Origin of the sequence: Microbacterium sp. F2E (genome assembly GCF_020905435.1) — a bacterium.
Classification (GTDB): Bacteria; Actinomycetota; Actinomycetes; order Actinomycetales; family Microbacteriaceae; genus Microbacterium; species Microbacterium lacticum.
In genome coordinates this window covers 1-16,831 of sequence record NZ_JAJJIB010000025.1, presented here as the reverse complement: position 1 = coordinate 16,831, position 16,831 = coordinate 1, and the positions used below count along the sequence as shown (strand labels likewise).

11 protein-coding genes are annotated in these 16,831 nt (G+C 67.3%); 9 read left to right on the top strand and 2 right to left on the bottom strand.

Annotated features, from left to right (window positions below; translation table 11 throughout):
- A partial coding sequence (locus LOK55_RS13400; RefSeq protein ID WP_229935763.1) for a hypothetical protein occupies positions 1–263 on the bottom strand: 263 nt, incomplete at its 3' end.
- A gap of 400 nt (positions 264–663) precedes the next feature.
- Positions 664–1,128, bottom strand: coding sequence for a DUF6153 family protein (locus LOK55_RS13395; RefSeq protein WP_141381437.1), 465 nt, complete (start codon positions 1,126–1,128; stop codon positions 664–666).
- Positions 1,129–1,282: 154 nt separating this feature from the next.
- On the opposite strand from LOK55_RS13395, the gene LOK55_RS13390 reads away from it, so the two are divergent.
- The 9 genes from LOK55_RS13390 to LOK55_RS13350 all read left to right on the top strand — a co-directional run bounded on the left by LOK55_RS13390 (position 1,283) and on the right by LOK55_RS13350 (position 16,669).
- The gene (locus tag LOK55_RS13390) at positions 1,283–1,753 is read left to right on the top strand and encodes a DUF6153 family protein (RefSeq protein WP_141381438.1); all 471 of its coding nucleotides are present in this window, start codon (positions 1,283–1,285) and stop codon (positions 1,751–1,753) included.
- Positions 1,754–1,853: 100 nt separating this feature from the next.
- Positions 1,854–2,468, top strand: a complete 615-nt coding sequence (locus tag LOK55_RS13385; RefSeq protein WP_141381439.1) for a DUF305 domain-containing protein — start codon at positions 1,854–1,856, stop codon at positions 2,466–2,468.
- A 117-nt stretch (positions 2,469–2,585) separates the two neighbouring features.
- Positions 2,586–3,446: a F510_1955 family glycosylhydrolase gene (locus LOK55_RS13380; RefSeq protein WP_229935762.1), complete on the top strand. Its 861-nt coding sequence runs from the start codon at positions 2,586–2,588 to the stop codon at positions 3,444–3,446.
- A gap of 58 nt (positions 3,447–3,504) precedes the next feature.
- Positions 3,505–5,958, top strand: coding sequence for a phosphoketolase (locus LOK55_RS13375; protein ID WP_229935761.1), 2,454 nt, complete (start codon positions 3,505–3,507; stop codon positions 5,956–5,958).
- Complete coding sequence (locus tag LOK55_RS13370) at positions 5,955–8,576, top strand: heavy metal translocating P-type ATPase (RefSeq protein ID WP_229935760.1); 2,622 nt, start codon at positions 5,955–5,957, stop codon at positions 8,574–8,576. Before LOK55_RS13375 ends, LOK55_RS13370 begins: the two co-directional genes overlap by 4 nt.
- Entirely contained in the window at positions 8,569–10,098 is a 1,530-nt protein-coding gene (locus LOK55_RS13365) for a multicopper oxidase family protein (protein WP_141381443.1), read from the top strand. The genes LOK55_RS13370 and LOK55_RS13365 overlap by 8 nt, the downstream gene beginning before the upstream one ends.
- A 357-nt stretch (positions 10,099–10,455) precedes the next feature.
- On the top strand, positions 10,456–12,405 hold the full coding sequence (locus LOK55_RS13360) for a class I SAM-dependent DNA methyltransferase (RefSeq protein WP_229935759.1): 1,950 nt from the start codon (positions 10,456–10,458) through the stop codon (positions 12,403–12,405).
- A complete protein-coding gene (locus LOK55_RS13355; protein ID WP_229935758.1) occupies positions 12,402–13,559 on the top strand; it encodes a restriction endonuclease subunit S in 1,158 nt (385 codons plus the stop codon). The genes LOK55_RS13360 and LOK55_RS13355 overlap by 4 nt, the downstream gene beginning before the upstream one ends.
- The gene (locus tag LOK55_RS13350; protein ID WP_229935757.1) at positions 13,556–16,669 is read left to right on the top strand and encodes a type I restriction endonuclease subunit R; all 3,114 of its coding nucleotides are present in this window, start codon (positions 13,556–13,558) and stop codon (positions 16,667–16,669) included. Before LOK55_RS13355 ends, LOK55_RS13350 begins: the two co-directional genes overlap by 4 nt.
- Positions 16,670–16,831 lie beyond the last annotated feature (162 nt).

Below are 16,831 nucleotides of genomic sequence, written 5' to 3'. Positions count from 1 at the left end.
CTTGAACTCCTCAGTGAACTTCCTGCGATTCGTAGACATCTCTGCCTGTCGTTCCTTCCTGGTAACGACCGTCTACAAGAAGTGTCACACCCCAACCCGCGCACCATCACCGTCCCGGTGACGGTGTCGGGGGTGGTGAACGACTGGGCGCGCACCGGGGTGCGGGTCGCCTCGACGGCGAACACCGGCTCCGGCGTCAACGGGATCAGCAACGGCAGTCCGACGATCGACGCGTCCGTGAGTATCACCGCGCCGGCGAGCATCCGGGATCGGGTGAGCGTGCGGCGCGGCGCGTGTCGAGGTGTCCGGGCGGCACGGGTGGGCCGACGGCGTCGATCGCGTCGCGTCTGGACGGGTGGGGAAGACAGGGCGGCTCTCGCCGCACGGCGCGTCCCGGTACCGGGAGTCGAGGAGGAGGGGGCGGGTTCGGGCATACAAGACTTTCCTGGATGAGGGGGACGATGAAGGTGCGCACGGTCGCCACCGCCGTCACACGGTCCAACCGGGAGCCGCGGCCCGGAGTGCACGGCGAGAATCCGGGATCGGATCACCCATGGCGCTGCCGCAGACGGGTCGCGCTCGCCTGCGGGCCGCACATCGTGGACCGTCGGCGACATCACGCGCCGGCGGCGGCTCAGGCGGCGGGCGCGGGCGGGGTGCTGATCAGGTGCGGCTGATCGACAGCACGATCAGGGAGGGTCGCAGAAGAGGCGACCCGGACGTGAACGAGCCCGGCCTGCCCGGGAGGGATCGCAGCCACGCCAGCAGCGACATCCACCCGTCCCGGGCCGGGAGCACCAGGATGAGCAGGGTCAGCAACGCGAGCAGACACGTCACGGCAGCGAAAGCATGAGACGTCCCGCAGACCGTCTCATCGCACGAGGGGGTCGCCACCCCGCTGACCAGGACATCAGCGGCGGCATCGGGGGCCGCAACGACTGCGGAGGTGGACACGACAGTGCCCGCCTGGCCCTCTTCCAGACTCAGTGAATGCATCGCAAGCAGCCCCGCGATGATCGCGGTCACCGCGGCCAGGTAGAACCACAGGGCACGCCGGGACCCGAGTGCCCGCCGTCGCGCCACCACCTGGTTCACCGTCGACGCCCCTTCCTCGATCACGCCCAGCATACCCCGGGCGGGTAGCCATCCCCGAAGCGATACCCATCCTGGATACCCCGGATAGGTATATGCTGAGTGGTAGGGGGCACCCGCTCCGTGCGTGGTGTTCTGACGGTGTCGCGGAGGCAGGGCACCGCTACCCTGGACGGGAAGGAGGTCGGTCGTGAACGTGATTCGCTCGCACGCGCGTCTGACCCCCGGGGTGCGACGGCTCCTGCTGGCCGCTCCGATCGCCCTGGCGATCATCACCGGGCTGCTGTCCATGCACATCCTGACCGGTTCCCACCAGCCCGCCCTGGCATCAGAGACCAGCGCGATGAGCACGCACAGCCAGGTCGGCTCCGCACCAGCCGCCGCCGACGATACGCCGATGACCGCAGCTGCGGCGGAGGGCGCTGGGGGGCATTGCCAGGACGGGTGCGGCAGCCCTGCGGGGATGCCGGATCACTCGATGCTGATGATGATGTGCGTGCTGGCGCTGCTGGCCGCGGTGATCGTCCTGCTCGCCCCGACGTCCCGTGCCCTTCTCGCATACGCCGTAGCCCGCTCGCGCTCCCATACCCGGACTCTGCTGGCCGGATTGCCGCATCCCCGCCCGCCTTCACTGCTTGTCCTGTCCATCAGTCGCACCTGATTCCGCCTGAACCCCGGCGACCCTTGCCGGGGATGCTGCACTCTGCCCTCCCGGGCACTGAATCAGACCCTCACCGACTGAATAGACAAGGACACCCCTGATGCGTTTTCGTACTCTCACGCTGACCGCTGGCGCCCTGGCCACCGTGCTCGTGCTCGCTGGCTGCGCCCCCACCGACGGCACCATGCCCGGCATGGACCACGGCTCCGGGGGGATGACCAGCACCGCCCCGTCCCAGTCCGCCGCCGCGTTCAACGCCGCGGACGAGATGTTCGTGACGATGATGATCCCGCACCACCAGCAGGCCATCGAGATGGCCGATCAGATCCTCGCGAAAGACGGAATCGACGAGCGGGTCGTCTCCCTCGCCGAGCAGATCAAGGCCGCACAGGACCCGGAGATCCAGACCATGAAGGGCTGGCTTCAGGAGTGGGGCGTCCCGTACGACGACTCCATGTCCGGGATGGAGGGCATGGACATGGGCGGCGGGATGATGTCGGAGGACGACATGGCCGCTTTGGATGCCGCGACCGGGGTCGAGGCGACCCGCCTGTTCCTGAACGGCATGATCGCTCACCATCAGGGCGCCGTGACGATGGCGCAGTCGGTGCTCACCGACGGGCAGAACACGGACGTGGCCGCCCTCGCGCAGCAGATCATCGACGGGCAGACCGCCGAGATCACCACGATGCAGGACATCCTCGCCAGCCTCTGACCCGGTACCCCTCGGACCGGACCCGCGCTCCCGATGCCGGTCCCGTCCGAGGCCCCACCCTCGACCCCTGTGCGGTCACCGGTATCCGGCGTACCCGCACGGAAAGGCTCTCCGTTCATGATCTCTCCCACCACCCGCAGACTGGCGATCACGGCCACCGTCACCGTCGCGCTGCTGCTCACGGGCTGCAGCACCACCCCTGCGGAGCCCGATGCCCCCGCGAGCACCGCGGCCGGGTTCGGGCATGTGCACGGCATCGTCGACGCCGGTGACGGCACCGTGCTGCTGGGCACCCACACCGGCCTGTACACGCTGGGCGAGGACGGCACCGTCACCGGCCCGGTCGGTGGCATCGACCTGGACGCGATGGGACTGACCGCTACCGGTGACACCCTCTACGCGTCCGGGCACCCCGGCCCGTCCACCCCGGCGGAGCTCGGCGCCCCCAACCTCGGCATCATCCGCAGCCTCGACGCCGGCGCCTCGTGGGAACCGGTCGCGTTCACCGGGGAAGAGGACTTCCACGTCCTCACCGTCACCGGCGACGGCACCCTGTACGGGATCGGATCCTCCCGCCCGCTGCTGCGCACCAGCAGCGACGGCGGGCAGAGTTGGGCGGACGGTGCCGAGCTGCCCGCCGTCGACCTGGCCGCCGCGACCGACGGCACCCTGTACGCCGCCACCCAGGACGGGCTGCAGCACAGCACCGACGGTGGCGCCACCTTCACCCCGGCGCCGGAAGCGCCAGTGCTGTACCTGGTGGAGACCGACCCAACCGGTGGGGTGGTCGGAGTGGACACCGACGGGACGTTGCGACGCCTAGTCGGCACCGGCTGGGAGAACGTCGGCACCACCACGGGAACCGTCCAAGCCCTCGGGGTCACCGGGGACGGTGCGGTCGTCCTGGTCGATGACCGCGGCGTGGTCTGGATCCGCGACACCACCGCCACCGTTCTCATCCCGGCGGCAACACCATGACCCCCGTCATTCGCACCTGGCGCGACCCGAGCGGCCGCGGATCGGAAGGAGACCGACCATGACCCCCACACCGGCACACCCCGCGTGGGCGCACCGCACCACCGATGCCACCGCCGAACAGTTGGCGGCGGTGGATGCGTGGTGGCGGGCGGCGAACTATCTGAGCATCGGCCAGATCTACCTGCAGGGTAACCCGCTGCTGCGCCACCGCCTCAGCCGGGACGACATCAAGCCGCGGCTGCTGGGCCATTGGGGCACCACCCCGGGCCTGAACTTCCTCTACGCCCACCTGAACCGCGCCATCCGCGACCGCGACCTGAACACCCTGTACGTGACCGGGCCCGGGCACGGCGGACCCGGCATGGTCGCCAACGCCTACCTCGACGGCACCTACACCGAACGCTACCCGGGCATCGACCGCACCGAAGAGGGGCTGCGGGCGCTGTTCCGGCAGTTCTCCTTCCCCGGCGGGATCCCCTCGCACGCGTCACCCGAGACGCCGGGGTCGATCAACGAGGGCGGCGAGCTGGGCTACTCCCTGGTGCACGCCTACGGGGCCGCGTTCGACAACCCCGACCTGCTGGTCGCCTGCGTGATCGGTGACGGGGAGGCGGAGACCGGGCCGTTGGCGACCGCGTGGCACGGCAACAAGTTCCTCAACCCCGCCGCGGACGGGGTGGTGCTGCCGATCCTGCACCTGAACGGGTACAAGATCGCCAACCCGACGGTGCTGTCCCGCATCCCCGAGGACGAGCTGGTCGCGCTGCTGCGCGGCTACGGCCACGAGCCGTTCGTGGTCACCGTCGGCTTCGACGGCGAGGACCCGCGGGAGTCCCACGCCCGGTTCGCCGGCGTGCTGGACGAGGTGCTGGACCGGATCGCGGACATCAAGACCGCCGCGGCGGCCGGCACCCTGGAGGGCCGGCCGGCGTGGCCGGCGATCGTGCTGCGCAGCCCGAAAGGCTGGACCTGCCCGCCGGTGATCGACGGGCTCCCCGTGGAGGGCACCTGGCGGTCCCACCAGGTGCCGCTCGCCGAGGTCCGCGACAATCCCGAGCACCTGCGGATCCTCGAGGACTGGCTGGCGTCCTACCGCCCGCACGAGCTGTTCGACGTGATCGGCGCCCCACGCCCGACCACGGTCGCGATCGCCCCGGACGGGGATCGGCGGATGAGCGCGAACCCGGCCGGCAACGGCGGACAACTCACCGTCCCGCTGCGGCTCCCGGACTTCCGCGAGCACGCCCACCCCGTCGACCCCGCCGCGCGCGGGGCGTCGACCGGCGAAGCGACCCGGACATTGGGGGATTGGCTGGCGGGGGTGATCCGGGACAACCCGGACAACTTCCGCATCTTCGGCCCGGACGAGACCGCCTCCAACCGACTCGCCCCACCCGTCTACCAGGCCACCGGCAAGCAGTGGAACGCGGCCGTGGAGCCCGTCGACGAGCACCTGGCCCCGACCGGGCGGGTGATGGAGGTGCTCAGCGAGCACCAGTGCCAGGGCTGGCTCGAGGGCTACGTCCTGACCGGCCGACACGGCCTGTTCAACTGCTACGAGGCATTCACCCACATCGTCGACTCGATGTTCAACCAGCACGCCAAATGGCTCGAAGCGGCCCGGGAGGTGTCGTGGCGGGACCCGATCCCGAGCTTCAACTACCTGCTCTCCAGCCACGTCTGGCGGCAGGACCACAACGGGTTCTCCCACCAGGACCCCGGGTTCATCGACCTCGCCCTGAACAAGAGCCCCGACATCGTCCGCGTCTACCTCCCGTTCGACGCGAACACACTGCTGTCCACCTACGACCACTGCCTCCGCTCCACCGGGTACCTCAACGTCGTCGTCGCCGGGAAGCAGCCCGCCCCGCAGTGGCTCACGATGGACGAGGCGATCGAGCACTGCACCCGCGGGCTGGGCATCCTGCCGTGGGCGGGCACCGAAACCGAAGGCACCGAGCCGGATGTGGTGCTCGCCGCCGCCGGCGACGTCCCCACCCTCGAGACCCTCGCGGCGGCGGCGCTGCTGCGCGAGCACGTCCCCGACCTGAGAGTGCGGGTGGTGAACGTAGTCGACCTGACCCGGCTGCAATCCGAGGACCAGCACCCGCACGGGCTGCCGGACCGGGAGTTCGATGCGATCTTCACCCCCGACAAGCCGGTGATCTTCGCCTACCACGGCTACCCGTGGCTGATCCACCGACTCACCTACAACCGCGCCGGACACCAGAACCTGCACGTGCACGGCTTCCAGGAGCGCGGCACCACCACGACCCCGTTCGACATGGTCATGCTCAACGACCTCGACCGGTACCGGCTGGCGATCGACGTCCTCGACCACGTCCCGGGCCTCGCCGCCCGCCACGCGGAGCTGCGGCAGGAGCTGCAGGACGCCCGCCTGCATGCCCGCGCCCACACCCGTGAGCACGGCACCGACATCCCCGCCGTCGCCGACTGGCACTGGCCCCACCCCGACACCACCGACCCCGCCATCGGGAAGGAACCGAAATGAGTGACACCAGAACCGTGACCCTGCAGGTCAGCGGCATGATCCGCGCGACCTCCAAGAACGTCACCGAAGCCCACCTGGGCCGACAACCCGGGGTGATCGCCGTGGACGCGAACCCGGTCTCGCAGACCGCGACCGTCACCTACGACCCCGAGACCACCTCGGTAGCGCACCTGCAGCAGTGGGTCATCGACTGCGGGTATCACTGCGCCGGCCAGTCCGTCCCCGACCATATCTGCGACCCCGCGCACGTCCCGCACGACGAGGGTGCGCACGACCACAGCGCCCACCACGGCCCCGCAGCTGAGGGCGCACAAGAACCGCACGCGAGTCACGACGCGCACGAGGGCCACACGGATGCCACGGGTCACGCCAGCCACGCGGGCCATGAGGGTCCTGCGGGCTATCACGACGACCCCGTCCACGATCACGCCGCTGGCCACGACCACACGCACGCCCCGTCGGCGACGGCGGATGACGGTGAGCAAGCCGGTCACCACGTCGAGCACGCCGGTCACACCGCGGCCGCGGGTGGGCACGATCATGGTGCAGCGTCGGGTCACAGTGCGCAGGAGATGATGGGCCACGGTGGGCACCACGGCGGGATGTCGATGGACGCGATGATCCGCGACATGCGCAACCGGTTCCTGGTCGCGCTGATCCTGTCGATCCCGATCACCCTATGGTCTCCGATCGGGCGGGAGGTGATCGGATTCGAGGTGCCGGCCCCGTTCGGGCTGCGCGATGACGTGTTCATGCTGATCCTGTCGCTGCCGGTGATCTTCTACTCCGCGTGGATCTTCTTCGACGGCGCCTACCGGGCGCTGCGCGCGAAGACCCTCGACATGATGGTGCTCGTCGCGGTCGGAGTCGGCGCCGGCTGGCTGTACTCCCTCGCGGTCACCCTCACCGGCGGCGGTGAAGTGTTCTACGAAGCCGCCACGGTGCTTGCCACCTTCGTGCTGCTGGGGCATTGGGTGGAGATGCGCGCCCGCGGCGGCGCGAACGACGCCATCCGCACCCTGCTGGAGCTCGCGCCCTCGCAGGCGGTCGTGATCCGTGACGGGCAGGAGGTCGAGATCCCCACCAGCGAGGTCGTCCCGGGGGATCTGATGCTGGTGCGGCCGGGGGCGAAGATCCCCACCGACGGTGTCGTGGAATCCGGAGAGTCCGAGGTGGACGAGTCGATGGTCACCGGCGAGTCCATGCCGGTGGACAAAGCGCCCGGGTCGGAGGTGATCGGAGCGACCGTGAACACCGTCGGCACCCTCCGCGTCACAGCCACCAAAGTCGGGTCGGACACGGCGTTGGCGCAGATCGTGAAGCTCGTGCAGGAGGCGCAGAACTCCAAAGCCCCCGGGCAGCGCCTCGCTGACCGGGCAGCGTTCTGGCTGGTCCTGGTCGCCCTGATCGGCGGCACCCTCACCTTCCTGGTGTGGCTGCTCGCCGGCGCTGCGGTGCCGATGGCGATCCTGTTCGCCATCACCGTCGTCGTCATCACCTGCCCCGACGCCCTCGGATTGGCGACGCCGACCGCGATCATGGTCGGCACCGGGCTCGGTGCCAAGCGCGGTGTGTTGTTCAAGAACGCCGCCGGGATCGAAACCGCCGCCCGCATCGACACGGTCGTGTTCGACAAGACCGGCACCCTCACCAAGGGGGAGCCGGAGGTCACCGACTACATCCCCGTCGGCGGCGACGACCTCGAGACCCTCTCCCTCGCGGTCGCGTTGGAGCGGGAATCCGAGCATCCTCTGGCGAAAGCGATCGTGAATTACGCCGACGCCCGCGGCATCCCCCGTCGCACCGCGACCGCGTTCCGAAACGTCACCGGGCAGGGCGCGATCGCCACCGTCGACGGTCGACAGGTCGTCCTCGGCAACCCGCGCCTTCTCACCGGGGAGGGGATCGACATCAGCGGGGTGCAGGCCGCTCAGCAGGACCTGGCTGGGTCCGGCCGCACCGCGATCCTGTTCGCCGTGGACGGGCAAGTCGCCGGGATCATCGGTCTCGCCGACGCGCCCCGGGACACCGCAAAGACCGCGATCGACGCTCTCCACGAGCAGGGCGTCGAGGTCGCGATGCTCACCGGGGACAACAAGCCCACCGCCGACCGGATCGCCGCTCTCCTCGGCATCGACACCGTGATCGCGGATGTGCTCCCCGAGGACAAGTCCGCGAAGGTCGCCGAGCTGCAGAAGACGGGCAAGAAGGTCGCGATGGTCGGCGACGGCGTCAACGACGCCCCCGCCCTCGCCCAGGCCGACCTCGGCATCGCGATCGGCGCCGGCACCGACGTCGCCATCGAGACCGCCGACGTGGTCCTGATGCGCTCGGACCCGCTCGATGTCGCGATCGCACTCAAGATCGGCAAGGGCACACTGCGAAAGATGCGGCAGAACCTGGGCTGGGCCATCGGATACAACGCCGCCGCCCTCCCCATCGCCGCCGGCGTGTTCTACCCGGCGTTCGGGATCATGCTGTCCCCGGAGATCGCCGCCCTGTCGATGTCCGGTTCCTCCGTGATCGTCGCCGTCAACGCCCTCCTCCTCAAGCGGCTCCGCCTGCCCGCCCAGGCGCCCGCTGCGACGACCATGCAGAAGGAGCCCGAACATGCCTGACCGTCCGCTCTCTCCCACACCGTCCTCCCCGATGCTGCTGACCCGACGAGGTGTGCTCGGACTCGGACTGGGCGCCGTCGCGGCAGCCGTGCTCGCCTCCTGCACCCCTGCGCCGCAATGGGTGACACCCACCGGCGCAGCGGTGTCCGGCACGGAGAAGAACCGCGGCGGCACCGGCCGAGTCACCACCGTCGACCTCACCGCCGCCCCCACCACGCTCGACCTGGCCGGTACCGCCGCCGCCACCTGGGCGTTCGGAGGTATCCCGGCCCCGGTAATCCGGCTCACCGCAGGCGACACGCTGAAAGCGACCGTCCGCAACCAGCTCGACGCGGACACCTCCGTGCACTGGCACGGACTCGCCCTCCGCAACGACATGGATGGGGTCCCTCCGGTCACCCAAGCCCCCATCGCCCCGGGCGGACAGTTCGCATACGAGTTCGTCACCCCGCATCCGGGCACCTACTGGTTCCACCCCCACGTCGGCCCGCAACTGGACCACGGCCTCTACGGTGCGCTCATCATCGACGACCCGGACGAGAAGGTGACGTGGGACGACGAATGGGTGCTGATCCTCGACGACTGGCTCGACGGCGTCACCGCCACCCCGGACCAGGTCCTCACCGACCTCTCGAAGGGCATGGGAGACATGGGCGGGATGGGCGACATGTTCATGCGGATGGGGAACCTGCTGATGGGTGCCACCTCCGACCTGCTCGGCGGCGACGCCGGCGACGTCTACTACCCGCACTACCTCATCAACGGCAAATCCAAAGCCGACCCCGCCCAATTCACCGGCACTCCTGGTGCCCGGGTGCGGATCCGTGTCATCAACGCCGGTAGCGACACCGCGTTCCGGTTCGCGATCGGCGGCCACACCCTGACGATCACCCACACCGACGGGTTCCCGGTGGATCCTGTCGAGGTCGACAGTGTCCTGATCGGGATGGGCGAACGCTACGACCTGCAGGTCACCCTGGACGATGGGGTGTTCCCTGTCGTCGCCGACGCGGAAGGCAAGCAGGATCGCGCGTTCGCGCTCGTTCGCACCGCCGCTGGCACGGCTCCGGCCAGCGACGTCCCCGTCGCCGAGCTCGGCACCGGCAGGGTTGGCACCGCTGCCGGGCTGAGCGCGACCGCCTCCGTCACCCTGCACCAGGCATCCCCCGACCGGGTCGTGCACCTCGCGCTGACCGGGGGGATGGAGGCGTACGACTGGGGGATCAATGGGCGCCGGTTCGACATGAACGACCCGTTGCGGGACGCGCACGCGATCAGTAGTGGGGAGCGGGTGCAGTTGCGGATCCGCAATGACACCGAGATGTGGCATCCGTTCCACCTGCACGGCCACACCTACCAGCACGCGAACGGCGGCCCCCGGAAGGACACCTCCATCATCCTCCCGGGCCAGACCCTGACAGTCGACTTCGACGCCGACAACCCCGGCCAGTGGGTCGCGCACTGTCACAACATCTACCACGCCGAGACCGGCATGACCACGGTCCTCGGATACCAGTCATGAACCGCGCGTTCATCCCCAGCACGGGAGGATGATCGCGCGGGCGATCGGACGGCGGCGGCGGACGTCAAGTCTAAGTGGACTTCCTACTCTTATGTAGGGATCTGCCATTTCGCGCGGAATCCTGCTGACGAAACTGCTGCCAATTAGCGTGGAATCCCCGAGTTCTCCGCCACCTTGACCGGGAACCTACAGGTAGTAATCGAAGGCTTTCGCGGCGGGCGCACCTTCCTCCCACGCCGGCGACAAGGCCATCCCCGGCGACCGAGCCTCCGTCTTTCTCGCAAGATGGGCGAGGATGGGAGTGTTGGTGGCGTCCCTGCCGCCTGTTCGCTCGCTCTACAGCAGGAGTGCCCACCTGTGGTGAATCACGTCGCCTTCATCTGGAACATCGCGGAGTCCCTCCGCGGCCCGTTCAAGCCCTCCGAGTACGGGTCGGTCGTCCTGCCTTTCACGGTGCTCCGCCGCCTCGACGCAGTCCTCGCCGACACGAAGCCAGCCGTGCTCGAGGCCGCGAAGGGCATCGACTCGCTCCCCGAGATGCTGCAGGCGATCAAGCTCCAGGAAGCCTCGGGCCACCAGTTCTACAACACGTCGCCGTTCGACTTCGCCAAGCTCGTCGCCGACCCGCAGGATCTTCGCGCGAACATCGGTGCGTACCTCGCGGGGTTCTCCCCGAGCGTGCGGGATATCTTCGAGCGGTTCGAGTTCGACAAGACGCTGAATAAGCTGGCGGAGAAGAACAAGCTGTTCGCAGTGACCGAGAAGTTCGCGCAGGCCGACTTCCATCCGCGCACGGTCAGCAACATACAGATGGGTCTCGTGTTCGAGGAGCTGATCCGGTTCGCGAACGAGAAGTCGAACGAGACCGCCGGCGACCACTACACCCCGCGCGAAGTCATCAAGCTCATGGTCGAGCTGCTGTTCGCGCTCGACGACGACGCCCTCTCGAAGTCGGGAGTGGTGCGGTCGATCTACGACCCCACTGCCGGCACCGGCGGCATGCTCTCCGTCGCCGACGAGTACCTCCGTACCCTGAACCCGGGCATCCAGCTGAGCCTGTACGGGCAGGACTACAACGACGCCTCGTACGCGATCTGCAAGGCCGACATGGTCATCAAGGGGCAGGATGTCGACAACATCGCCCTCGGCGACACCCTCACCGAAGACGCCTTCGACGACAAGAAGTTCGACTACGGCCTGTCCAACCCTCCGTTCGGGGTCGACTGGAAGGACCAGCGCGCCGTCGTCGACGACGAGCACACCAAGCTCGGCTTCAACGGCCGGTTCGGGCCCGGTGCCCCTGCGGTCAGCGACGGCGCCATGCTGTTCCTGCTGCACCTCGTGTCGAAAATGCGCAAACCCGAAGACGGCGGCTCCCGCATGGGGATCGTCCTCAACGGGTCACCCCTGTTCTCCGGCGGCGCCGGCGGAGGCGAGTCGAACATTCGCAAGTGGCTACTCGACAACGACCTCGTCGAGGCGATCATCGGGCTACCGAAGGACATGTTCTACAACACCGGCATCTCCACCTACATCTGGGTGCTCACCAATCGCAAAGACGACACCCGCAAGGGTCGGGTGCAGCTCATCGACGGCCGTGAGATGTTCACCAAGCTCCGCAAGGGCCTCGGCTCCAAGCGCAACGAACTCTCCGCGAAGGACATCGAGACTATCGTCGGGCTGTACGCCGGATTCAAGGACGACGAACAGTCGAAGATCTTCCGCAATGAGGACTTCCTGTACCGCACGATCACCGTGGAGCGTCCCCTCAAACTCAATTGGCAGGCCACCGCCGAACGCATCGACGCCGTGTTCGAAGCCAGGGCCATCCAGAAGCTGAACGAGACGGATGCTGCCGCCCTCCGCGCCACCCTCGAAAGGCTCGGCACCGACACCGTCTGGAAGAACCGCGCCGAGTTCCAGAGGGCGCTGAAGGATGCCGCGAAAGCCGAAGGCCTCACCCTCCCCGCCCCTCTGCTGAAGACCGTGACGACTGAACTCGGTGAACAGGACGACACCGCCGACACCTGCACCGACGCGAAGGGCAACCCGGAGGCGGATGCGTCACTCCGCGACACCGAGAACGTGCCGTGGGGCGAGGATGTCGACGCCTACGTCGCCCGCGAAGTCCTCCCGTACGCACCCGACGCGTGGGTCGACCACTCCAAGACCAAGGAAGGCGCCGAGATCCCCTTCACCCGCCACTTCTACCGGTACGTCCCGCCCCGCCCGCTCGAAGAGATCGACCGCGACCTCGACGCCGTCATGGGCCAACTCCGCGCAATGCTCGTCGAGGTCGAGCGATGACAGCCCACCCCGCGGACCGCTGGAGCAAGACAACCTTCGGACGTCTCGCGCGCATAGGAAACGGTGCGGATTACAGCAGCGTGGAGGTCGAAGAGGGTGGGTACCCGGTCTACGGATCAGGTGGCGAATTCCGTCGAGCATCGCGCTACCTATTCGACGGTGAATCAGTGCTCTTCGGAAGGAAGGGCACGGTGGATCGCCCGCTCTATGTCGACGGCAGGTTCTGGACGGTCGACACGATGTTCTATAGCGTGATCGACCGGTCCAGACTTCTTCCTCGTTTTGCCTACTACTGGGCGACGACCCTGCCGTTCGGCGCGTGGGCGACTGACACCGCGCTTCCGAGCATGACCTCGACTGCGATCAAGGCCGCTCCCATTGCACTTCCGTCCGTGCCTGAGCAGCGGGCGATTGCGGACTATCTGGATCGGGAGACGGCGCAGATCGACGCGTTCATCGCGAAGAACGAGGAACTCATCACCCTCCTCACCGAACGCCGAGCCGCTTCAATCGACAATGCGTTCGAGGGCCTCATCGAGAACCCGACGCGGTTGAAGTACCGTGCTTCGATCCAGACGGGGGTGACTCTTGGTGGCGACGGTGACCCCGTGGATCCGGAGTGGCCGTACCTCCGGGTAGCCAATGTTCAGGTCGGCTGGGTCGACTTGAACGAGATCAAGAGCATCCGCTTGCCTGAAGCCAAAGCTCGCCAGTCGATGCTGAGGCCTGGTGATGTCTTGATGACCGAAGGCGGCGACCGCGACAAGCTCGGCCGTGGGGCACTGTGGTCAGGCGAGCTCGATCCCATGCTTCACCAGAACCATGTGTTCGCTGTCAGAGTCGGGCCCCGTCTCGACGCGCGATTCTTGATGCGGTGGCTGGACGCGAGCCCTTCGCGCCGGTACTTCGAGACCACCGCCGTGCAGACAACGAATCTTGCGTCGACAAACAAGACGTTGGTCGGGAACCTGCCATTGCCCTCCTGCAGTGTGAACGCGCAGCTGAGGCTTGTGACAGAACTCGACCTGCGACTCGAGAAGATCGATGAGGCGGTCGGTATTGCAGAACATTCCGTCAGGCTCGCGCGGGAGCGTCGCGCCGCGCTGATTTCGGCTGCGGTGACAGGCAAGATCGATGTGGGGGTGGCGGCGTGAGCGGTGTTGCGGGGGCGCATCTGGAGTCGGTGCTGGAGAACGAGATCGCCGAGCATCTGGCAGCGACCGGATGGTTGTACTCGCCGACCGATGCCGGGTATGACCGTGAGCTCGCGTTGTTCCCCGAGGATGTGCTCGGCTGGTTGGAGGATTCGCAGCCGACCGAGTTCGCGAAGGTGGTCCGGCCCGCCGATACCGAGACGCAGCGTGAGGCTGCGGGTCGCGGCATTCTGAGTCGTCTGGCGAAGTCGCTTGACAACGACCCGTTGAAGAACGGTGGGACGATTCGGATCCTGCACGAGGGGTTCGCGATGGTGCCGCAGCAGGGTGGTGCGGTGAAGTTCCGTCTGGCGCAGTTCCGGCCGGCGACGACCAACAACCCCGAAACGCTCGACACCTACGCGAAGATGCGGGTGCGGGTGATGCGTCAGGTGCATTACTCGGCGAAGCACCTGAACAAGGCGTTGGATCTGGTGCTGTTCGTCAACGGCATCCCGGTCGCGACCGTCGAGTTGAAGACGGACTTCACGCAGGCGATAGGCAACGCGGTGGACCAGTACCGGTTCGACCGGTCGCCGGCGGGCGAGCCGTTGTTCGGTTTCGCGAAGCGCTCGCTGGTGCATTTCGTGGTGTCGAACTCCGAAGTGCGGATGACGACGCGCCTCGCCGGAGCCGCCACGCGGTTCCTGCCCTTCAACAAAGGCGCAGACGAGGGCGCCGGGAACCCTCCCAACCCGGACGGTTCCGCATCCTCCTACTTCTGGGAAGAGATCCTGCAGCGCGACACCTGGTTGCAGCTGCTGGCGTCGTTCGTGCACCTGCAGGTCGAGGTCGACGTCGACCCCGACACGGGCAAGAGGACGAAGTCGGAGAAGGTGCTGTTTCCCCGGTACCACCAGTGGCGCGCCGTGACGCGGCTCGTCGAGGCGGCGCGGGCTGAGGGTGCGGGCAGCCGGTACCTGGTGCAGCACTCGGCGGGATCGGGAAAGACGAACTCGATCTCGTGGCTCGCGCACCGTCTCTCCCAGCTCCACGACGACCACAACGCACGGGTGTTCGACACGGTCGTGGTGGTCACCGACCGGACGGTGCTGGATAAGCAGTTGCAGGATGCCATTGGCCAGTTCGAGAAGCAGGCCGGCGTGGTGCAGTCGATCACGAAGGATGCGGGCGAGTCGAAGTCGAAGCAGCTCGCCGCAGCGTTGACCGGCGGCAAGAACATCGTGATCGTGACGATTCAGTCCTTCGAGGCGCTCATCACCGCGATCCAGACCCTGCCGGAGTTGCAGGGGCGCCGGTTCGCGGTGATCGCGGACGAGGCCCACTCATCTCAGACCGGGTCGACCGCCGGCGCGCTGACCAAGGTGCTCTCACCGGACGAGCAGGCCGCCGTCGCGGAAGGCGCCCCGATCAACTCGGAGGCGTACCTGCAGTGGGCGATGGAGGTCACCGCAGCTGCTCCCAACATCTCCTACTTCGCGTTCACCGCGACCCCCAAGGCAAAGACCCTCGAGCTGTTCGGGCGCGTCCCGGAGGATGCGGGTCCGGACGCGACGCCGGAGCCATTCGACCTGTACTCGATGCAACAGGCGATCGAGGAGGGCTTCATCCTCGACGTCTTGCAGAACTACACCCCGTACAAAGTGGCGTGGAAGCTGCAGCATCCCGACTCCGACTACGACGATGGCGGTGAAGTCGACGAGTCGACGGCGGTCAAGGCGCTCGTGCAGTACGTGCGACTGCATCCGACGAACATCAGCCAGAAGGCGAAGATCGTCGTCGACCACTTCCGCACCTTCGTGCAGCCGCTGTTGGACGGCAAGGCGAAAGCGATGGTGGTCACAGGCTCACGGGTCGAGGCCGTGCGGTGGAAGAAGTACCTCGATAAGTACATCGCCGACTCAGGAGTGCAGGGTGTGCGATCCCTGGTCGCGTTCTCGGGCACGGTCGAGGACCCGGACGATGTCGGTGAAGGTCTGACGGAGCGCACCCAGAACCCGGGGGTGCCGTCGGATCTCGCGGAGGCATTCAAGCCTGCGACGTTCAACGTGATGATCGTGGCGGAGAAGTTCCAGACCGGGTTCGACCAGCCCCGACTCGTTGCGATGTACGTCGACAAGAAGCTCGGCGGCGTCCAGGCCGTGCAGACTCTGTCGCGGTTGAACCGGACGTATCCAGGCAAAGACAAGACCTTCGTCCTCGATTTCGTCAACGACCCGCAGGAGGTGCTGGATGCGTTCCTGCCCTACTACCGGAAGGCGACGCTCACCGCGACGACCGACCCGAACCTGATCTACGACCTCGTGGTCAAGCTCGACTCGGCGGGGATCTACGACATGTCGGAGGTCGAGCAGGCGTTCGATGCCGCACTCGTCGGTGGGGTGAATGCGAACTCGAAGGTGTCGGCGGCGACCGCGCCGGCGGTGGACCGGTTCCAGAAGCGGTGGGTCGCCGCGGTGCTGGATGACGACAAGGTCGAGCAGGATGAGTTGCGCTTGTTCAAGGCCGATGTGGCCAACTTCGTGAAGTTCTACGACTTCATCTCCCAGGCCCGCAACCTCGAAGACACCGACCTGCCCCGCCGGCACTACTTCTTCCGCCGCATCCTTCCGCAGTTGTCCACCGCGACGATTCTCGAACCCGTCGACATCTCGGATGTCACCCTCGTCGGCTACAAGATCAGTGCAGGCGAGTCAGTGAAGCTGAACCTCGAGCAGGGTCCGGGGCTGGATCCGATCACCGCGATCGGATCGGGCGCGATCCACGAGAAGCATCGCAGCGCGCTTGAAGAGATCATCCAGAAGCTCAACGAACGCCTCGGCGACAAGTACGGACTCGGCGTCATCGACCTGCAGATGAACCACATCGTCGGCAAGCTCGCGTTGGACGTCGATCTCGCGAACCAGGCCGCGGTGAACTCGCCGCAGCAGTTCGCCGAATCCCCGGCGCTACCGAAGGCGTTCCAAAAGGCCCTTCTCGGGGTGCGTGACGAGACCCCAGCCTTTATCGACGACCTGTTCAACGACAGCGGCCTCTTCGCGGAGCTAGGGAAGGCGCTCCCGGCGATGCTGTACGAGTACCTCAAGACTCAAGGGACGGCACGCGAGTAGCACGATGGTCCGGGCTCAAACCCGCACGGGCCGAGCCCGGACGGGAATCGTCCGGGCTGGTGCGCGAGCTAGTGTCGTACGCCAGTAATTCGTTGTCTATCTCTTAGAATGGGGTATGGCACGAGTTGGGCGTCCGAAAGCTGATCTGGTCCTGAGTGACGA

What these genes read in the sequence shown, in the direction of transcription:
- LOK55_RS13395 (WP_141381437.1), bottom strand. Translation starts at nt 1,128, where the DNA reads ATGCTGGGCGTGATCGAGGAAGGGGCGTCGACGGTGAACCAGGTGGTG.
- LOK55_RS13385 (WP_141381439.1), top strand. Translation starts at nt 1,854, where the DNA reads ATGCGTTTTCGTACTCTCACGCTGACCGCTGGCGCCCTGGCCACCGTG.
- LOK55_RS13380 (WP_229935762.1), top strand. Translation starts at nt 2,586, where the DNA reads ATGATCTCTCCCACCACCCGCAGACTGGCGATCACGGCCACCGTCACC.
- LOK55_RS13375 (WP_229935761.1), top strand. Translation starts at nt 3,505, where the DNA reads ATGACCCCCACACCGGCACACCCCGCGTGGGCGCACCGCACCACCGAT.
- LOK55_RS13370 (WP_229935760.1), top strand. Translation starts at nt 5,955, where the DNA reads ATGAGTGACACCAGAACCGTGACCCTGCAGGTCAGCGGCATGATCCGC.
- LOK55_RS13365 (WP_141381443.1), top strand. Translation starts at nt 8,569, where the DNA reads ATGCCTGACCGTCCGCTCTCTCCCACACCGTCCTCCCCGATGCTGCTG.
- LOK55_RS13355 (WP_229935758.1), top strand. Translation starts at nt 12,402, where the DNA reads ATGACAGCCCACCCCGCGGACCGCTGGAGCAAGACAACCTTCGGACGT.